This window comes from Rhodococcus sp. 21391 (genome assembly GCF_016772255.1).
Lineage (GTDB): Bacteria > Actinomycetota > Actinomycetes > Mycobacteriales > Mycobacteriaceae > Rhodococcus_F > Rhodococcus_F opacus.
In genome coordinates, this window is the sequence record NZ_CP063782.1 from 390,516 (window position 1) to 408,473 (window position 17,958).

Consider the following 17,958-nt stretch of genomic DNA (forward strand, 5'->3'; position numbering starts at 1 on the left):
CGAGGGGCAATGAAAGTGACGTTATGTCACGTGGTCCTGGTCGTCGCGGCAGCGCTGGCAATTTTGCTCGCGTATGTAGCAATTGCGGTGTCCTGGGCCTCATACCGACGTTGAAATCGTCCTTCTCGTTGGCCCGAGAATTCGAACGTCTGGGCGGGGTCACTGTCCGGCTGCGGGAATCGGCGGCCGCGCCGCCCGTAGACGTTTTGAGCGTGACTCGGGGTCGTGAGACAAGCGCCTGACGCGTGTCGGTGCGGGTTATCCCGTCACGATGGGGATCGTCGCCTGACACGGATGCCGTACACCGCACTCGTCCGGATTCAACGCTGAGAAGACGCTGCAGTTGGGGCCACGCAATACCCCACCCGCCGCAACCGGAACTTGTCAAGGGAGTTGAGTCCACCGGGTGTTAAGCGGCTGACGTTTCGGCCTCCGCAGTATCGTCGGCGGGGCGGTTGATCCAGACGGTGTCGGGCAGGTCGAGGATCTTCGGTGTGGTCGTGGTGCCGAAGCGGTACGGATGCCTGGCCCGTGCCGCCTCGAGTACCTGCCGACGTTCGGCGGCCTTCGCCGCCGCCAAACCGAAGTGGACGCCGGCGGCAGTGTGTAGCCCGATGCCGGTGTGGCGATGCTCGTGGTTGTACCACTCGGTGAACTGCATCATGAATTCCCTTGCTTCACCCAGTGATCCGAACCGTTCGGGGAAATTCGGTCCATACTTGAGGGTCTTGAACACCGCCTCCGAATACGGGTTGTCGTTCGAGACCCGCGGCCGCGAATGCGAGCGGGTAACCTCGAGGTCCGACAGCAGTGACGCGACGGACTTGCTGGTCATCGACGTGCCACGGTCGGCGTGCACGACCTGCGGAATGCCGTGCACCGCGAAGATCTGCTCCATCAACTCCCGTGCCAGCACACCCGATTCGTGTGCGTGGACGTGCACACCGACGATGTACCGCGAGTAGATGTCGATCATCACGTAGGCGTCGTAGTAGCGGCCCTTGTCCGGCCCGGCGAGCTTCGTGATGTCCCACGAGTACACCTGCCGCGGGGCGGTCGCGACCAGCTCCGGGCAGGTTCTCGCCGGGTGCCGGGCGAGCCTGCGGCGTTCGCTGACCTGTGCGTTCTCCCGCAGGACGCGGTACATCGTCGACACCGAACACAGGTAGACGCCCTCGTCGAGGAGTTGCGCGTACACCTCGAGCGGCGCCTGATCGACGAACCGGTCACTGTTGAGTGTGTCGAGGATGCGGCGGCGTTCGATCGGGGTGAGCTTGTTCGCCGGCGGATGCGTAGGTCGGGCTCGAGCAGAAGGTGCCGGTGCGGCGGCTGCGGCGCGACGCCGGACCGCGGTCGATCGGACTACACCGGTCACTGCGCTTGCTGTTCTCGTCGACATCCCGACGTCGGTCAGTTCGGTCCATGCTGCGGTCAGCGCTTGGTTGGCTTGTCGTCCAAATCCGCTCTCTCGGAGAGCGATTCCAAGAGAGCATGCGCTTTTCCCATGATGTCCAGGGCGGCTTCGGTGGTGGCCAGTCGCTTGTTCGTGCGGTCGAGCTCCCGCTTGAGGCGAGCGATCTCGGCCTGCTCGGCGGTGATTTTGCCGACCTTCGCGACGGCGGGTTTGCCGTCGAGGACGCCGGCGTCGCGTTGCTTGCGCCACTCGGTGACGAGGGAGGAGTAGAGGCCCTCGCGGCGCAGGTAGGCGCCGCCTTCGTTCGTCTGGCAGGCCTGCTCGTAGGCGGCCAGGTGCGCGAGCTTGTCCGCCGGGGCGAATGAGCGTCGGCGTGGTCCGTCGGAACGTGGGTGGGAAGACTCCATGTGGCCATTGTCCCCGGCTACGGCCAGGCTGGAAATCGTCATTGTCGGGTTGATCCGTATCTCGCCCTGCAGGCGGGGTTGCTGTGAACCGGTGGACTCAACTCAGCCTGACACACAGGGCAACCGGAACCGTAATCCACTGTGGACCTGAGACCGGTCGGTTCGGTTCTTCCGTGCCCGGTATCGAGCGGCGAAGGTGGGTGCCTGTGCAAGAGCGAGCGGTAGCCAGACGCGACGGTCTGTATCGATCGGCGCGGCTGAGGTCCATGGCTGCTACGGCGAGATCGAACATTGTGGAGGTTCTCTCTGCGCACGTTCTGGGCCCTGTTCGAGGTCGGCGATCCGGACTGTGTCGTGATCGTGGGCGGCGTGTGCGCCGAGATGGCCGGCGCCGCGTGAGAGGCGCAGGCCTGTGACCAGGTCCTGCCGTGCTTCGAGGCCGTTCGGGTAATGCGTTCACCCCGGATAGAGCTGCATCGCCGGTCCTCGGAGTGGGGACCGGCGATGCTTCGGGGAATAGAATCTTCTCGTATCGGGAACCGCTTGTGCTGACTACTTCTTGGCGGCCGGCGGCTGGTTCAGCAAGGTCATGAACGGCTGTGCGTTCGCTCCCAGCGCGCCGAGACCGCCGATTGCGGTGCCGGCGAGCGATGCTCCCGCGCCGACGAGCAACGCCCCACCGATGCATCCCGCCACCGGTCCCGCTCCGAAGAGCAGCGCGGCGGGCGCGGAAACGACACCGCCGGCGATCGCGCCGAGGAGGCAACCGCCGACCAAACCGCTCGCGGCGCCGAGGAATCCGCCGACCGCCGCGGTGAGGGTGATGTTGTCCTTGACGTTTGCGACAGCGGCAGGCAGGTCGACCTGCTGGAGTGGGAGGCTGACCGGGGTAGCGGCGGCCGGGCTGGTGTCGGTGGTGAGGGTTGCGGTGTGTCCGTCGATCTGAGCGGCGACCGGATGGCTGACGCCGTCGACGGCGATCGCCAACGGCACCGAATCGACGAGTGCTCCTGCGGCGTCACGTACTACGAGGTGATTGTTCTCGTTGCTCAGCGAACCGGCCGCGGTATCGACGATGACCTGGTTCCCGTTGCTGGTGACGTTCCATCCGACACCGGGGGCGGGGGCGGGATCGGCGTAGGCGGTGCCGGCCACGATGCCCATCGACGCGATGGTCATGGCTGCGACAGCCATCAACTTGGTCATCTTCATGCGTGATTGTTCCTTTTGCTGGGAGGGCGGCGCCGACTGCGACCGCTTCGAGGATGCACGAGAACCCTAGGGATGCAACAAGTCTGCTTTCTAACCGGAAGTGAACAGAATCTGAACAGTGCCTGTCGCGTCTGGGGATGCGCCCTGTTTCTCCCACGACGAATGGGACAAATGGGTTATGTTGCATGGTTTGTGTGCGGTCGTCGATGTACTCGGGATGGTCGGGCGTCGTGGTGCGGTCGGACGGTATCTGGGCGACTCCGGTGGTGTCAGTTCGCCGATAATCCCACCCAAGCGGAGGGTGAGTTCCGGGCCTCGCTCAACACCGTGGTGGTGAATCGAATCGGATGAGTGGGGCAACCGTTCCCTGTGAGCATGCTGAGACCGGCACCGACCACTCACGCGGGCGTCGGGGATGGCTTTTCTGTTGTCTGGGCGGCGGGGGATCATGCCACGGCGCATCGGCGGTCTCAGTGAAGGTCGGTCAATAGTGCTGTGAGAGTCTGTGTCTCGGTCGCGGTGTCGGGTGTGCTCGCCCGCACTGCTTTGAGAACGTTGTCGATCCGGCCGTCGAGGACGGTCCAGGCGGTGGCGTCCAGGGGGCGTAGGGTCGCCTGGTCGTCGTCCCACGCGGTTTCGAGGTCTTTGATCCGGGCGGTCGCGCCGGTCTGGTCACCGGCCTGCACTTTTGTGAGTGTGTCCTCGGCGATGGTGCGGAACTTCGCGACCTCAGCCGGCGGGAAATGTGCTGTCACCTCACCTGGGGTGAGTTGCGTGGTCACGGGCGCCTCGCCGGTTTCCTCCTCGCTCGCCGCGGTTGCGTGCGGCTGCCCGGCGGCCCAGACGAGCAGGGCGCCGGTGGCGACGGCAACTACGGCGTAGTACCCGAGCATGAGCCGTTCGCGGGCCGGTGTGGTGGTCACGGTCGGGGTGTGGGTCCGTTCGTGTTCTTCGATGACGTCGCTGCGGGTGAGGGTGAGGTACACGACGGTGGCGAGGATCGCGAGAAGGAAGATCGCGCTGGTCAAGGCGGTACCCACACCGAGTCCGTGATCGGTCGACGGGGATGCGAGCCAGTCGCCGAGGTTCGCACCCAGCGGGCGAGTCAGAATGTATGCCAGCCAGAAGGAGAGCACGGGATTTGCGCCGAGTCGCCAGCCGATCGCGATCAAGACGATCAGGCCGGCCGGTAGGAGTACCGAGGTGCCGGGTCCCCAGCCGGTGAGCTCGAGTATCCAGTCACCGATTGCTGTGCCCAGGGCGAAGGTGACCAGGACGGCGAGCCAATAGAACAGCTCTCGCGGTGTCGTGACGATGCTGTGGATCGACAGTGTCCGCTCGCGGGCGAACCACACACCGAACACGATGGCCAGGACCGCCGCGAAGGCGCTGGTGCTCACCGCGAGCGGGACGCCCAGGTCATCGGTGAGGATGTCGGTGTAGAGGGTGCCGGTCACGCTGAGCACGACGACCGCCAGCCAGTAGACGAACGGCACGTACCGGGTCAGGCGCAGCTGCCATCCCAGCACCGCGACGAGGATGACCGTGAAGATGAGCGCGGTGGTGTTCAGGCCGAGACCCAAGGTCATGTTGATCCAGTCGGCGAAGCTCTCACCCACGGTCGTGCACAGGATCTTGATGATCCAGAACCACACCGTGATCTCGGGGACCTTGCTCAGCATCACGCGCCGGGTCTTGCTGGCAGATCTCGTCGTCTCGGTCACAACCCTGACCGTAGGGAGATCTTGCTGAAGGCACGCTGAGAGTCGGTGACGGCCACAGGACGAAAGCGGGACGAGCACGGCAACACCGTCGTGCAGTCGGCGCACGTTGACCTGCCCGACACATCGCGCCTGCGGGTCCCGCAGCTGCTCAGCCTGCTGCCACTGGGTGGGACGTAGGTGGATGGTTCTCAGCGTGTCCACAGCATCGTCCGCGCACCCTGATGGGTGGATGCACCGCCGGTGGGAGGCATCGATGATCAGTGCACGAGAACGTTGCGTGGCCACGCTGTCGGTGGGTGCCGCCGTATTTGTTGTCACGGCGACCCTGGTGACCGGCTGCTCGGGTGCGGGCCCGGCCCCTCCCGGCCCGGATGTGGCCGCGCCGGGTGACATTCCGGACGATCAGGTCTTTGTCGAGGTGAACCCGTTTCCCGGGTTCGCGGTCAAGGTGCCCGAGGGGTGGGCGATGACGGCGGCGGGGCCGGCGGTGACGTTCACCGACAAATTGAACGCGATTACCGTCGATTCAGAGTTCGCGGTGACGGCCCCGTCCGAGACCGCGGTGCACCAGGACGTCGATCAGCAGTTCGCTTCTGCCGCCGGATATGTGGCGGGCACCGTTACGTCGGTGACCCGGCCGGCCGGCACTGCGGTGGAGGCGACCTACCGGATCGCCGGGCCGAACAATCCCGTCTCGGGGAAGTCCGTCACGGACGAGGTGGAGCGGTACGAGTTCTTCCGCGACGGCCAGCTGGTGACCTTGACATTGTCGGCTCCGGTCGGGGCGGACAACGTCGATCCGTGGCGCACGGTCACCGATTCCTTCCGGTGGACCTCGTGACCGCCGACCCCGGGGGTGGGGTGATCACCGCCGTGGAGCTCTACCGGTTCTACCGCGCCGCCGGCGAGGAGACGCTGGCGTTGCGCGGAGTGTCGCTGGGGATCAGCGGCGGTGAGATGGTCGCCGTCGCGGGCCCCTCGGGATCTGGTAAGTCCACGCTGCTGGCGTGTCTGGCGGGCCTGGACGAGCCCGACGGCGGCATGGTGCGCGTGCACGGCGAAGCGCTCAGCCATCGACCCGAGACCGTCCGCGCCCGACTCCGCGCCGACCACATCGGGGTGCTGTTTCAGCAGGACAACCTGTTCGAGCACCTGACCGTAGCCCAGAACGTGCGCCTGGTACGCCGACTGGTTGCTCCTGCCCGCCGGGTGCCGGTGCCTGATCTGCTGTCGCGGCTCGGGCTCGCAGCGGTGGCCGATTCGTATCCGTCCTCGCTGTCCGGGGGCGAGACGGCCCGCGCCGGGCTGGCGGTCGCCCTGGCGAACGATCCCGCCGTGGTCCTCGCCGACGAACCGACCGGGGAGCTCGATCCCGCTTCCGAACATGCGGTGCTCGAACTCCTGCGGGCGTGGTGCCGGCGCGGGGCGGCGGTGCTGGTCGCCAGTCACAGCCCGGCGGTGCGGGCGAGGGCGGACCGGGTGATCGAACTGGTCGACGGTCGGGTGCTGTGATGAGCACCCTGCCGGGGAGTGCCGCAGCCGGGCCGGTGCTGCGGTGCCGGGATCTGAGCAGGGTCTTCGGGTCCGGGCGCACCGCGCGGGTGGCGGTCGACTCCGTCAGCGCCGACATCGACCGCGGTGCCCGCATCGCCCTGATCGGCCCGTCCGGCTCGGGGAAATCGTCCCTGATCCACCTGTTCGCGGCCCTCGACGCCCCCAGCGCGGGGCACCTTTCCTGGCCGGGGCTGGGCGCCGATCCCCGCCGCGACCGCACCCGCATCGGGGTGGTCTTTCAGGCTCCGAGCCTGATTCCGGCCCTCGATGTCACCGAAAACGTGGCGCTCCCGCAGGTTTTGGCCGGCTGCTCGGACACCGCGGCTCGGGCGCGGGCGAGGACCGCGTTGGCTCGGCTGGGGCTCGAACCGCTGGCCGGGCGGCTTCCGGAGGAACTGTCCGGTGGGCAAGCGCACCGGGTTGCGCTCGCCCGCGTGCTGGCCGGCACCGCGCGACTCGTTCTGGCGGACGAGCTAACCGGGCAACTCGACCACCGCACCGGCGCCGAGGTCCTCGACGTGCTGTTCGAGACCGTCAACATGCTCGGCGCGGCCCCGGTCGTGAGCACCCATGACGACACGGTCGCCGGGCGCTGCCCGGTCCGGTGGTCGATGCGCGGCGGCCGCCTGCAGATCCGGTCACCGACCACCTCGGTCCCTCCCACGCCATGAGCACAAGCCTGGCCCTGGCAGGGATGTGGTTGACCGGCTTGCTGCGCCGCCGTCGCGGCAGACTCCTCGGCGCCGCTGCCTGTCTCGCGATCGCGGTCAGTCTCCTCACCGCCCTCGGAGGGTTCCTCGCCGCGTCCAAGGCCACCATGACCGACCGGGCCGCCCGGGCGGTCGCCGTCGACTGGCAGATCCAGGTGCAGCCCGGCGCCGATCCGGGCACCGTCCTCGATCAGATCCGGTCCTATCCGGGGGTTCGGGTGGCGGACCCGGTCCGCTTCGGTGACAGCGCCGGGCTCTTCGCCGCCGGCGGGGGCGCCGCCGTGAGCACCGGGCCGGCGGTCATCGTCGGTATCCCGGATCGGTACCGGCAGCATTTTCCCGGCACGATCCGCACCCTCAGCGGAGCCGACTCCGGGGTGCTGCTGGCGCAGCAGACCGCATCGAATCTGCGGGCGACTGTGGGGTCGGTGATCACCGTCCGGTTGCCCGGCGGCGGCACCGCCGCCGAGACGGTGGCCGCGGTCGTGGATCTGCCGCAGGCGGATTCACTGTTCCAGACCGTCGCCGCCCCGGCCGCCGCGCAGCCGCAGGCACCCCCGGACAATGTGCTGCTGCTGCCTATCGCGGAGTTCGACGCCCTCTTCGCCCCCGGGCAGCGGGACGATCCGGCGGTGGTGCGTGCGCAGGTGCATGTCGGCCGGGACCGGAATCTGCCCCCGGATCCGGCCGCCGCCTACGCTGCCGACATCGGCGGCGCCCGCAACCTCGAGGCAACCCTCGCCGGCGCCGCACTGGTGGGGGACAACCTCGACGCCACCCTCGACGCGGCCCGCCAGGACGCCCTGTATTCGCAGGTGCTGTTTCTGTTCCTGGGTCTGCCCGGTGTCGCGTTGTCCGCGGTCCTTGCCGCGGTGATCACCGCCGGCGGGGCGGCACGTCGTCGCCAGGAGTTGGGGTTGCTGCGCGCCCGCGGTGCCGGTGGCGGGCAGCTCACCGCTGTGGCCGGGTCCGAGGCGGTGGCGGTGGGGCTGATCGGCGGTGTGGTCGGCGCCGGGGCCGGCATCGTCGTCGAGCGCGTGGTGGTGGGGTCGCCGGTGTCCCTGTCCTGGTTGCTCTCGGCCGCCGCGGCGGGTGTGGTGCTGACGGCGGTCACCGTTCTCACTCCCGCCCTGCGTGATCTGCGGTTCTCGACGGCGGCCGCTGCCCGCGCCGCGATCGGCCGCACCCGGCGTCCGCTGTGGCGGCTGGCCGGGGTCGACTTCCTCGCGCTGGCCGCGGCGTTCGCCGTCTACCAGGTCACCAGCCGCGCCGGGTACGCCCTGGTGCTCGCGCCGGAGGGGGTGACCGCGTTGTCGGTGAGCTATTGGACCTTCGCCGGACCGGCGCTGCTGTGGATCGGGACAGCCCTGCTGACACTGCGACTGGCCGATCTCACCCTCGGTAGGGGCCGCCGCTTCGGCGCAGCCCTGTTGCGGCCGTTGGCGGGCCCGCTGTCGAGCACGGTAGCGGCGATGCTCGCCCGCAATCGCCGCGCACTCGCCCGGTCGGTCGCGGTCGTGGCGTTGGCCGGGATGTTCGCCCTCTCGACCGCGGTGTTCAACAGCACCTACCGGCAACAGGCCGAGGTCGATGCCCGATTGACCAACGGCGCCGACGTCACCGTCACCGAACCTCCCACCGCCACCATCGGATCGGACCTCACAGGCGAATTGCGCCGGATTCCCGGCGTCCGAGATGTCGAACCGCTCCAACACCGCTTCGCCTATGTCGGCGCGGACCTGCAAGACCTGTACGGCGTCGACCCCACCACCATCACCGGAGCGGCGCTGCTGCAGGACAGCTACTTCGATGGCGGTACCGCCGCACAACTGATGGACCGCCTCGCTGCCCAACCGGACGGGGTTCTGGTCAGCGCCGAAACCGTGGCGGACTTCCAACTTTCCCCCGGCGACCCGGTGAAGCTGCGGATCCAAGACGCCGCCACGACGGCATTCGAGACCGTGCCGTTCCGCTTCCTCGGGGTGGTCAAAGAGTTCCCGACGGCACCGAAGGACAGCTTCCTCGTCGCCAACGCCGCCTACCTCGCCCAGGTGACCGCGAACCCGGCGGTCGGCGCGTTCCTCATCGACACCGGTGGGGCGGACACCCCGGCGGTGCGCCAGGCGGTGTCCGATGCACTCGGTACCGGGGCCACCGTCACCGATATCACCACGGTGCGTGGCACTGTCGGATCCACTCTCACTTCCGTCGATCTGCGGGGGTTGACCCGACTCGAACTGGGTTACGCCGCGGTCCTCGCCGCGGCCGGGTCGGCGTTGATGCTAGCGTCGGGGTTCGCGGAGCGTCGGCGCACCTTCGCGATTGTCACCGCGCTCGGCGGCACCCGGCGTCACACCGCGTCGATCGTGCTCGCCGAGGCCGCCGTCGTCACCGCCGGCGGGGCAGCACTCGGGGTGATCGGCGGTGTGGTCCTGTCCCATCTGCTCGTCGCGGTGCTCTCCGGGGTCTTCGACCCACCCCCGGCGACACTCGCAGTGCCCTGGGCCTATCTGACCCTGGTGGCCGCGGCGACGGCCGCGGCCATCGCCGCCGTCACCGCCGCCGCCGCGGACACGGCCGCCCGGTATCCGATCAGCGTGCTCCGCGAATAGCCGACCCGACCCGGCTGCGCGACAGGTGCGATGTCGCTGTTCCGGCCCCGCGCTTGATCGAGGCGTGTTCCACCGGACGCTCACCAGCCGGGGCGAGCCCGATCCGACAGCCAGCTACTACACCACTCAAAGCGGAGCCGCAGATTCTCCACCGGCAGGACCGCAGCCTGTTCTGGTACCGAATGTTCCCCTGCGCCAGGGAATGATCTCCGACTGACTGGGCCGCCGACGAGGTCCGCGTCGCTGGCGCCCAAGTCGGTCGGTGCCGGGATCCGGATTTTCCACCGCGCCCGGGGAGTTGGTGTACTGCGCCACAGGCCAGGTGAGGTGTGAAGGGCCCCCGCCACCACATCTAGGGGGCAGTGAGCGGGGGCCGAAGTGTGCCGCCGTATCGGTTGCAGCGACTGCAGCACAGCCTGAATCCTACGCAGTCACGGTGGGCGAACAGTGACGGATTCTCGTCTTCTCAGAGACGTCTCAGTTCTCAACATTCTCTCAGCGGGACTAGGGCATACTCCGCGCAAAATCGCTGACCACCGGTTCAGAGTGCTTATGAAATCCTCTCTATCGCAACCCCTTTGTGTCATTTCGGGGCACCGTCTAAGCCGCGAACGATCCGCCGAACTTCCCCAACCGGGACACGGCCGGTGCCTGACTCCCCACGCCACTCGACCCGCCTGGCCGGCGTGACGCTCCGACCATTGCAGTGTCGTTGCAGAGTGTCGTGCAGTGACACACCGGGTTCTGTCAATCGTCGGTGGTGAACGGCCTGCCGCGCTGCGCGGTGTCGACGTCCGTTACAACCAACGGACAGACGAAATGCGTCCGTTCCTGCCTTACAACGGACAATCCGGTCTTCTCTCAGCGATTTCACAGCACCCGCGTCATACCATCGCGCGGGATCGCCCTGTGGACGTAGTCGCGGTGCAGACCAGAAACGGAAGGTCAACCGCTGCAGCGGTGTAGGTCGACGGGCAACCGACTGACCCTGATCGGACAAACCTGCTATCGGAGACATCGGTGATGAATGTGCTGCTGGTGTTGCTTCTCTTGCCTGGCGGCCGTCGGAGGAACAGCTGTCGTTCGACGCCGCTTCGCCAACCGGTGAAATCGCCGATTGCACTCGCGACGCGACCTGCCCGCGGTAATCCACACCTCCGCTCGGACCGCCCACGCAACAGCAGGCCGACGCGACTGTCGGTCGCGTCGGCCTGCTGTTGTCATTTCTCGTGTCGTCGCAGGACCAGTAGTCGCTGGACGGCGAAGACTAATTCAGCTTCTGCGGCATGCCATACGTCGTGACGGTGTCACCATGTGAAGTGACGGCGGTGGCGTACGGCCGGATGGTGACCGCACCGAGCGCACCGGAGATGGAACCATGGACTCCCTGCATTCGGACCGACGCCGCCGGTCCGTCGAATGACTGGTTCTCCAGCAGCGGGACGGTGGTGATGCCGCCCGGTGCCAAGTCGATGTCGAGTTCCTGCGATGGGATGATGTCACCGGCGAGCCCGACGTTGCTGCCCGCGTGCAGATCTAACGTGGGTGTTGGGACGAGTCCGAGATCGATCCCGTTGCTCGAACCGATCACAAACCCCAGCCCGGGTGAATTGAGGACGATAGTCGCGCCGCTCAACGCGATCGGATAGCCGATCTGGTAGCCGACGGTGAGCTTGGTGCCCTTGAACTCTGCCGCGTTCGGGCCGGTGATGTTGACCTCGGCGTAACCGTTGTGGAAGAACTCGACACTGGTGGGAACACCATCCAGCGGCGGGACCACCTGATACGACGTGTCGCCCTGCAGGACTTCGATCCGATTGCCCCGCGCGTCGACGACGGAGCTGGAATTGTCCACGCCGGCCGAGGCGGTGCCGTTGCCCAAGACTATGGCGAGCACGGCGATTCCTGCGACTGCGACTGCGCGGGTGAATGATCTGTACCCAAAGCGAGATGTGCTGATTTCTGTCATGCCGACCCCATTCAGTGTGCTTCGAAACAGAGATGAAGAAGTATGCGAAGCGTATCCACAGGGGCGCATCAAATCTCAGTATTGATAAGAAGTTCGCGACCTATATTTTCGGTGTCCGATCGGTGGCACGGCGAGACCCTGCAGGGGCCCATAATGTTGCTGGGCAACGAGATTCGGTCCTAGCAAAGTGCGCATGTCCCGTGGACATGCGGCTCCGGCTCACGTCGGCTCCGGCGCGCGACGGAGACAGATGGCTGTGTCCTAGGTGAGCTGAGGAAGCCTAGCTTTTCCATGCTGAAAGAACGCTGAGAACGAATCTCAGCTTCATGCGCGATTCGAGTGGATGCAACTCGTGCTGCGGTCCGCCGCAATCAATACGGAGGCACCCCCAGGCAAGGTGGGGGACCGCACTGGTGGAGTCCGCGTCGCACACCATCGACGTTCATCGCACACCCCTACAATGCGGCCGTGGATCGACGCCAATTCCTCACTCTCGCCGCGGCCACCGTTGTCGGCGCGGCCGGTTGCAGCATCAGCAATGCCGAAACCCCGGGCACCGCCGTCCCCGATCCCGCTGATCCGGGCGTTGCACCCACGCCGGTAGCATCCCCGCCACCGGCGGTACTCCCGCCACCGCCGGCCGGGTCCCGAATCCAGTTACCCGGCGGCGGCACCCTGACAGCGTTACCCGGCAACGGCGACCTCCTCGCGCTCACCGTCGACGACGGCGTCAACAGCGACGTGGTCCGGCTCTACACCCAGTTCGCCCAGGACACCGGGGTCCGTCTCACCTACTTCGTCAACGGCCAATACGACTCGTGGACCGACAACGCCACTCTCCTGCGACCACTCGTCGACAGCGGTCAGATCCAGCTGGGCAACCACACCTGGTCCCATCCCGACCTGACGACCGTGTCGAAGAGTCGGATCGCCGACGAACTCACCAAGAATCACAAATTCCTGAAAACGACGTACGGCGTCGACGCCGCACCCTACTTCCGGCCGCCCTACGGAAAACACAATGCCACCGTCGACTCCGTGGCCGCCGACCTCGGCTACACCGTCCCGACCCTGTGGTACAGCTCGCTGTCGGATTCGTCGCTGATCACCGAGGACTACATCCTTCAGATGGCCAACCAGTACTTCACCCCGCAAACAATCGTCATCGGGCATCTCAACTACCTGCCGGTCACCCACGTTTACCCGCAACTCGTCGAGATCATCCGGAACCGAAACCTGCGCACCGTCACCCTCAACGATGTGTTCGTCAAACCCTGAAGTGACGTGGCCATTACGCGGACCCGTGCCCGATCCCGACACCGCGGCAGAAACCGATCTCCCCACACCGGGGCCGGCACCCACTCACCGACACCTACGCCTGTTTCACACCGCAGTCCCGGTCAGGGTCGCCGCCGCCGCAGCACCGGGGGGTCAGGTTGTGAGCCCCAGCCGGGCGGCCAGCCAGTCCATCTCGGTGGCGAGTGCGGCGGCCCACACCGCGAAGTTGTGGCCGCCGCGAACCTCCGTGTAGGTCACGTCCATCCCCGCCTGCCGGGCGGCGTCACAGGCTTTACGGATCGACGGTTTGAGTTCGTCGTCGTGGCTACCGACCACGAAGACACCGGCCGAGCGGGGATAGTGATGTTCGGCAAGCAGATCGAGGGGATTGACCCGAGTGAACGCGGCCTGATTGCCTCCGAACGCGGCGTCCAGGGTGCGTTGATGATCACCGAGGGTGGGCTCCGGGTCTCCGGAGAGGTCCAGGAACGTCGGATATGTCTGGGGGTAGTTGGTGGCCATCTGCAGCGCGCAGGTTCCGCCCAACGACAGGCCGCCGATCGCCCACCCGCCGGGGTCGGGGTCGACCTGAAGATGGGCCTTGGTCCAGGCGGGCACGTCCTCGGCGAGGTAGGTTGCGGCATTTCCGAGTGGCGAATCGACGCAGAGCGGGTTTCCCCAGGTCGACCCGGTCGCGTCGGCGACCACCACGACGGGTCCGAGCCCGCCGTGGTCGCGGGCGTAGTTGTTCATGGTGGTGCCCAGCCTGCCTCCGGTGAGCCAGTCTCTGGGCTGGCCGGGTTGACCGGCCAGGAGGACGAGAACCGGTAGCTGCGGTCGTGGATCGCTGAAATAGGCCGGAGGAAGGTAAATTTCGGCGCGCCGAGCGGAGAACCGGGAACGGTCCCCGGGGATGGTCACCGAGGTAATCTTGCCAGAATGCGGCATGTCCGCCGGCGGCGTCCAGACGGATTCGAGGGGTCGGCCCGCGATCGGTGTCGGTACGGGCGGGGGAACTGCCTGGAAGTCGATGCGGGTCACATGCTCGAACCCCATGGCCGCGCCGACCGTGGGATAGGCCGCGAAGAACAGGTTGATCTGGACCGCGCAGGCTGCGACCACGGCGACGGCGGCAACCACCGACACCGCCGCCGCCCATACACGGCGGGGGGCGGTGAGAATGCGGGAGATAAGCAACGTCACCGCCCACAGGGCGAGGGCCGTCCACAGGTAAACGGTGAGGGGTATCGGGTCGGGAAGTGGCCGCCACACTCGCTCCACCCAGAACCAGAGGAAACCGGTGAGGACTCCCGCGGCGGCGGCGCACAGCGGTATCGCCCGGCGCCGTAACCACCCCGCCCGCCCGGTCAGTAACCACACACCGCCCGCCGCACCCGTGGCGGCGACCACGAAGGGGACCGGCCCCGACAGCAACGACAGATCGGTCAACATGTGCCCCTGCAGAATTCCTGAATTCTTGAGATCTCGCTACCAACCGTTCTACTCGTGGTCGCAGACCCAAGCCCGGAACCGCTTCTCCGCCAATAGTGTGAAGGACATTCCAGACCGCCCGCGGGATAAAGATGAAGGGCGCCCAGTCGACCTGTGGAATTCCTGAGAATTCGGATTCGGCTGTGAGGGCCCGGCCTACGATGAAGGTGGACCGAGCCTCGATCTGTCCTCGAACCGCCACAGCGGATCCCGGACATCCACGCGACGGTCACGAATACGCCAGGACGACATCGGTCGAGAGGTGCCCTCTGTGACGGTTTCATGGCCGTCCCGAAGTATGGGGACTGACCATCATGAACACGAACACGAACACGACCGTCAGGAGGGGCTCACGGCACCTCCTCGCAACACTCGTGGTTGCCGTCCCGCTTGCCGCGCTGGCAGCGGGAGCGGCATCGGCTGACGCGACGATGACCGCAGTTGGCGGACCGGGCAAAGTGACCGTGACCGCCAAGGGTGACAACACCGCGCGAGACTGTGATGTCGGGGTGCTGGATCAATCGAAAAGGTCGATCGCTTCGCAAGAGGTCAGTCTGGCGCCGAACAGGACTCACACTGTGACGCTCACCAGCATTCCTGCAGGAAGCTCCTACACCGTCATCATGCGCTGCGGTGGCCAGAAAGAGACTTGGGTCGAAGGCGTCGCAGTCCGCCCTGCGCCCGATCCGCATTGAACCGAGATGCGGAGGGGTCTGAGGCGTGACCGACACACAGAGCGATCACTCCGGTTCAGCGGCCAGGACGATCCGGTGCACACTGAGTTGGTGGACGCCGCTATCTCGTCACGCCTGCGACCATTTCCGCGGGCAGCGTGGACGTATGTTCGGCGGGCACCCGGGACCTATATCTGGCTGGCGATACTGCTGGTGACATCGGTGGTGATGAGGAACCTGCCACCGGAAGTCCTCGCCCGGGTACTGGGCGATCGATCGACCAACTTGCATCATCTCGCCGAGGATCCCGTTCGGGTACTGATCTCGAGTGCCTTCTGGCTCGCCGGCGGCGGATGGATCACCTACTTCATTTCGTTCAACATCTTTCACGTCCCGGCGGAGCGCTGGCTGGGGACCCTGCGGTGGTTGGGTGTGGTGGTAATCGCGCACGTCGGCGCGACATACATCAGCGAGGGGGCGCTGTACTGGGCCATTCGCCACGGCCACGCCCCCGCGTCGGCGGTCGACACCCTCGACATCGGTGTCAGTTACGGATTGGCCGGAGTGATCGCGGTGCTGACCTACCGCATTGCCCCGCCCTGGCGTTACCTCTATGTCACAGCGGTGCTGGCGTTCTTCGCCGTCCCGCTTTTCGTAGACCTGAACTTCACAGCGATCGGACACTTCACCGCGGCACTTCTCGGTCTGGGGTGCTATCCGCTGGTCCGCTCACACAGGAGCACATGGTCCCCGGTCGAGGCGGTCCGCCGTGTCCGGAGAAGGAGGGCGGTCTCGTGAACCCGGATAAATCGCCGCGTCCGAGCGGATTGCCGTGTCGGCGCGGGCGCGCCCGGGCATCCGGTCGCCGACAACGGTGCCGTGGGCGTGTGCATCGCAGCGGTCCGTGTGTTCAGGGTAGGCGTTGGTTGAGAACGAGTGCGGTGCCGGCCGCCACCGCGATCAGGATGGATCCGAGAATCAGCCATGGTCGGCTGGCGTCGCCGAGGTGGGTTTCGTAACCGATCTGCTGTTGCAGATTCTGGTAGCTGGCCTGAAGTTCGTCCGCGCTGGTCGCGGTGAAGAACGAACCGCCGGACAACTCCGCGATCCGTCGCAGTGACTCGTCGTCGACGGGGACGGGGATGTGGCTGCCGTTGAGGTCGATCGCACCGTGAGTGGTGCCGAAGGAGATGGTGGAGATGGGGACGTTGTGCTCCTTTGCCAGGCGGGCTGCGGTGAACGCGCCGCGCGGATCGTTCAGGTCGGTGGGCACGGTTTGTTTGCCGTCCGATTCGAGGACGATCCGGGCTGGCGGCGGCGTGCCGCCTCCGCCGACTACGCCGGCGAGGGTGTCGATCGCCTGCAGAGCGGTGAAGATCGCTTCTCCGGTCGCGGTCCGTTCGGCGAGTTGCAGATGGTCGAGGGCGTTGTCGGTTGCGGTGTGGTCGGTGATCGGTGAGACCAACATCGACGCCGTCCCGGCGAACGCCTCGAGTCCGAGGTTGATGCCAGGGGTGAGGTTGTCCGCGAACGTTTTTGCGCCGGCCTGGGCTGCGGCCAGGCGCGAGGGTGGCACGTCGGTTGCGCGCATCGACAGTGACACGTCGATCGCGAGGATCACTGTGGCACGGTTGCGTGGAACTCGGGTCTGCGCCAACGGTCCGGCCATGGCGACGGTCAGCAGTAGCAGCCCCGCCAGAAGCAATGCCGGTGGGATGTGCCGCGACCACTTGGGCCGGGTGGGAGCGACGGTCTCGAGTAGTTCCAGATTGGTGAACCGCAGTGTGTGTTTACGTCGCAGGCGCAGTACCCACAGGTAGCCGATCGACAGCGCGCCGACCACGGCGGCGAAGATCAGCCACCCCGGTGTGGCGAGGCCGGAGAACCTCATGTTTCACCTCCGACATCTGACACCGCGGATCCGGAGGCCGTCATCGGCTCGGAATCCCTCGCGAGCCGAGCGACGATCGGCATGGCACCATCATCACCGGCCGGGTGGTCACGTGCCGCAACTCGACGGGCCGAGGGTGGCGAGCGCCCCATTCCGGCGGATCATCCAGCAGCCGGTACGAACCCGGGCTCGGAAGCCGCTCCGAGAGGGCCGGGTGGCACCGAAGAGGCGAACGCCGCCAGCAGTGCGTGCCCCACGGTCACACAGGTCGCCGCGACCAGCACTCCCGCCACCACCTCGGTCAGGGGCATTCCGACATACAGTTGTGCACCGGCGAGGGCGACGACCGCGATCACCACGGCTGCGGCCAGCACCGCCCGGAGGGTGCGACTGCGGCCGATACCGGCAATCACCGCCGCCATACCCAGCACCGCGGCGGCCCCGGCGAGATTCGACAGCACCGCGTTGTCGGTGTCGACCGGCTGCCACACCGGGGCAACTGCCCGGCCCGGCCCGAGCACGGTGCCGAGGGCCGCGCCCGCGAACACGGCGCCCATCACCGCACCCAGCATGATCGACGCCACCGGCACCGGCCAGCAGCGCCGGATCAGGACCATCCCCGCCACCGCGGCCACGGCGACCGCGACCGCCGGGGCGCCGAGCGCGATGCCCACGGTCGCAAGGTGATCGAGTCCTGCACTGCGGTGTGCCGCCAGCACGGACATGATGGAGCGGTCGGCGGCGGTCAGCCACCCGCCGTCGCGGATGTGAACGCAGACAATGCCCAGCGCCAAGGCCAACCCCGCGGTGCGCAACCCGCTCGCCTGCCCGGACCCGGTGACGACCATACCGGCGACGAACACCGCAAACGCGATCCCGAGGACCGTCAGAGCGATCTCCATCGTCGCGGCCTCGGTCACGACCTCGGTGACCATCTCCCGAACGAGGGACACAGTGCCGGACACCCTTCCAGTCTGGTGCGCGGGTGCTGTGGAAACGCTGAGAGCGGGTAGCGCAGACGG

The 17,958-nt window shown here is 66.9% G+C and carries 15 protein-coding genes; 8 read left to right on the forward strand and 7 right to left on the reverse strand.

Annotated features, from left to right (window positions below):
• Window positions 1-409 precede the first annotated feature (409 nt).
• From GO592_RS36470 to GO592_RS36480, 3 genes are all read right to left on the reverse strand, one after another.
• A protein-coding gene (locus GO592_RS36470) for an IS3 family transposase (protein WP_237737277.1) occupies window positions 410-1,863 on the reverse strand; the annotation gives its coding sequence in 2 pieces (ribosomal slippage) (window positions 410-1,491 and window positions 1,491-1,863; 1,455 coding nt in all).
• Between the two features lie 510 nt (window positions 1,864-2,373).
• Complete coding sequence (locus GO592_RS36475) at window positions 2,374-3,033, reverse strand: hypothetical protein (RefSeq protein WP_007297783.1); 660 nt, start codon at window positions 3,031-3,033, stop codon at window positions 2,374-2,376.
• 470 nt (window positions 3,034-3,503) lie between these two features.
• On the reverse strand, window positions 3,504-4,757 hold the full coding sequence (locus tag GO592_RS36480) for a COG4705 family protein (RefSeq protein ID WP_007297784.1): 1,254 nt from the start codon (window positions 4,755-4,757) through the stop codon (window positions 3,504-3,506).
• 45 nt (window positions 4,758-4,802) lie between these two features.
• Between GO592_RS36480 and GO592_RS46040 the strand changes: the two genes are divergently transcribed.
• The 5 genes from GO592_RS46040 to GO592_RS36500 all read left to right on the forward strand — a co-directional run bounded on the left by GO592_RS46040 (window position 4,803) and on the right by GO592_RS36500 (window position 9,633).
• Window positions 4,803-4,934 (forward strand): hypothetical protein, encoded by a 132-nt coding sequence (locus GO592_RS46040; RefSeq protein WP_272942783.1) that lies wholly within the window; start codon window positions 4,803-4,805, stop codon window positions 4,932-4,934.
• Window positions 4,935-5,010: 76 nt separating this feature from the next.
• Window positions 5,011-5,598 (forward strand): hypothetical protein, encoded by a 588-nt coding sequence (locus GO592_RS36485; RefSeq protein ID WP_039951422.1) that lies wholly within the window; start codon window positions 5,011-5,013, stop codon window positions 5,596-5,598.
• A complete protein-coding gene (locus tag GO592_RS36490) occupies window positions 5,586-6,269 on the forward strand; it encodes an ABC transporter ATP-binding protein (protein WP_007297786.1) in 684 nt (227 codons plus the stop codon). The genes GO592_RS36485 and GO592_RS36490 overlap by 13 nt, the downstream gene beginning before the upstream one ends.
• A complete protein-coding gene (locus GO592_RS36495) occupies window positions 6,269-6,982 on the forward strand; it encodes an ABC transporter ATP-binding protein (protein WP_007297787.1) in 714 nt (237 codons plus the stop codon). The genes GO592_RS36490 and GO592_RS36495 overlap by 1 nt, the downstream gene beginning before the upstream one ends.
• Window positions 6,979-9,633 (forward strand): FtsX-like permease family protein, encoded by a 2,655-nt coding sequence (locus tag GO592_RS36500; protein WP_050998627.1) that lies wholly within the window; start codon window positions 6,979-6,981, stop codon window positions 9,631-9,633. Before GO592_RS36495 ends, GO592_RS36500 begins: the two co-directional genes overlap by 4 nt.
• A gap of 1,267 nt (window positions 9,634-10,900) precedes the next feature.
• Here the strand turns inward: GO592_RS36500 and GO592_RS36505 are convergent.
• Window positions 10,901-11,602, reverse strand: coding sequence for an MspA family porin (locus GO592_RS36505; protein ID WP_007297789.1), 702 nt, complete (start codon window positions 11,600-11,602; stop codon window positions 10,901-10,903).
• A 468-nt stretch (window positions 11,603-12,070) separates the two neighbouring features.
• Here GO592_RS36505 and GO592_RS36510 point away from each other — a divergent pair, with 468 nt between their 5' ends.
• Entirely contained in the window at window positions 12,071-12,880 is an 810-nt protein-coding gene (locus tag GO592_RS36510; protein WP_007297790.1) for a polysaccharide deacetylase family protein, read from the forward strand.
• Between the two features lie 153 nt (window positions 12,881-13,033).
• Here the strand turns inward: GO592_RS36510 and GO592_RS36515 are convergent, their stop codons facing one another.
• A complete protein-coding gene (locus GO592_RS36515; protein WP_007297791.1) occupies window positions 13,034-14,332 on the reverse strand; it encodes an alpha/beta hydrolase in 1,299 nt (432 codons plus the stop codon).
• A 353-nt stretch (window positions 14,333-14,685) separates the two neighbouring features.
• Here GO592_RS36515 and GO592_RS36520 point away from each other — a divergent pair, with 353 nt between their 5' ends.
• Window positions 14,686-15,066 carry a hypothetical protein gene (locus GO592_RS36520; RefSeq protein ID WP_148228470.1) on the forward strand — a complete coding sequence of 127 codons (381 nt, stop codon included), beginning with the start codon at window positions 14,686-14,688 and terminating at the stop codon, window positions 15,064-15,066.
• A 75-nt stretch (window positions 15,067-15,141) separates the two neighbouring features.
• Entirely contained in the window at window positions 15,142-15,843 is a 702-nt protein-coding gene (locus tag GO592_RS36525; RefSeq protein ID WP_011599331.1) for a rhomboid-like protein, read from the forward strand.
• Between the two features lie 112 nt (window positions 15,844-15,955).
• Here the strand turns inward: GO592_RS36525 and GO592_RS36530 are convergent, their stop codons facing one another.
• Both GO592_RS36530 and GO592_RS36535 read right to left on the reverse strand, forming a co-directional pair.
• Window positions 15,956-16,936, reverse strand: a complete 981-nt coding sequence (locus GO592_RS36530) for a VWA domain-containing protein (protein ID WP_007297793.1) — start codon at window positions 16,934-16,936, stop codon at window positions 15,956-15,958.
• 161 nt (window positions 16,937-17,097) lie between these two features.
• Window positions 17,098-17,901 carry a hypothetical protein gene (locus GO592_RS36535; protein ID WP_148228469.1) on the reverse strand — a complete coding sequence of 268 codons (804 nt, stop codon included), beginning with the start codon at window positions 17,899-17,901 and terminating at the stop codon, window positions 17,098-17,100.
• Window positions 17,902-17,958 lie beyond the last annotated feature (57 nt).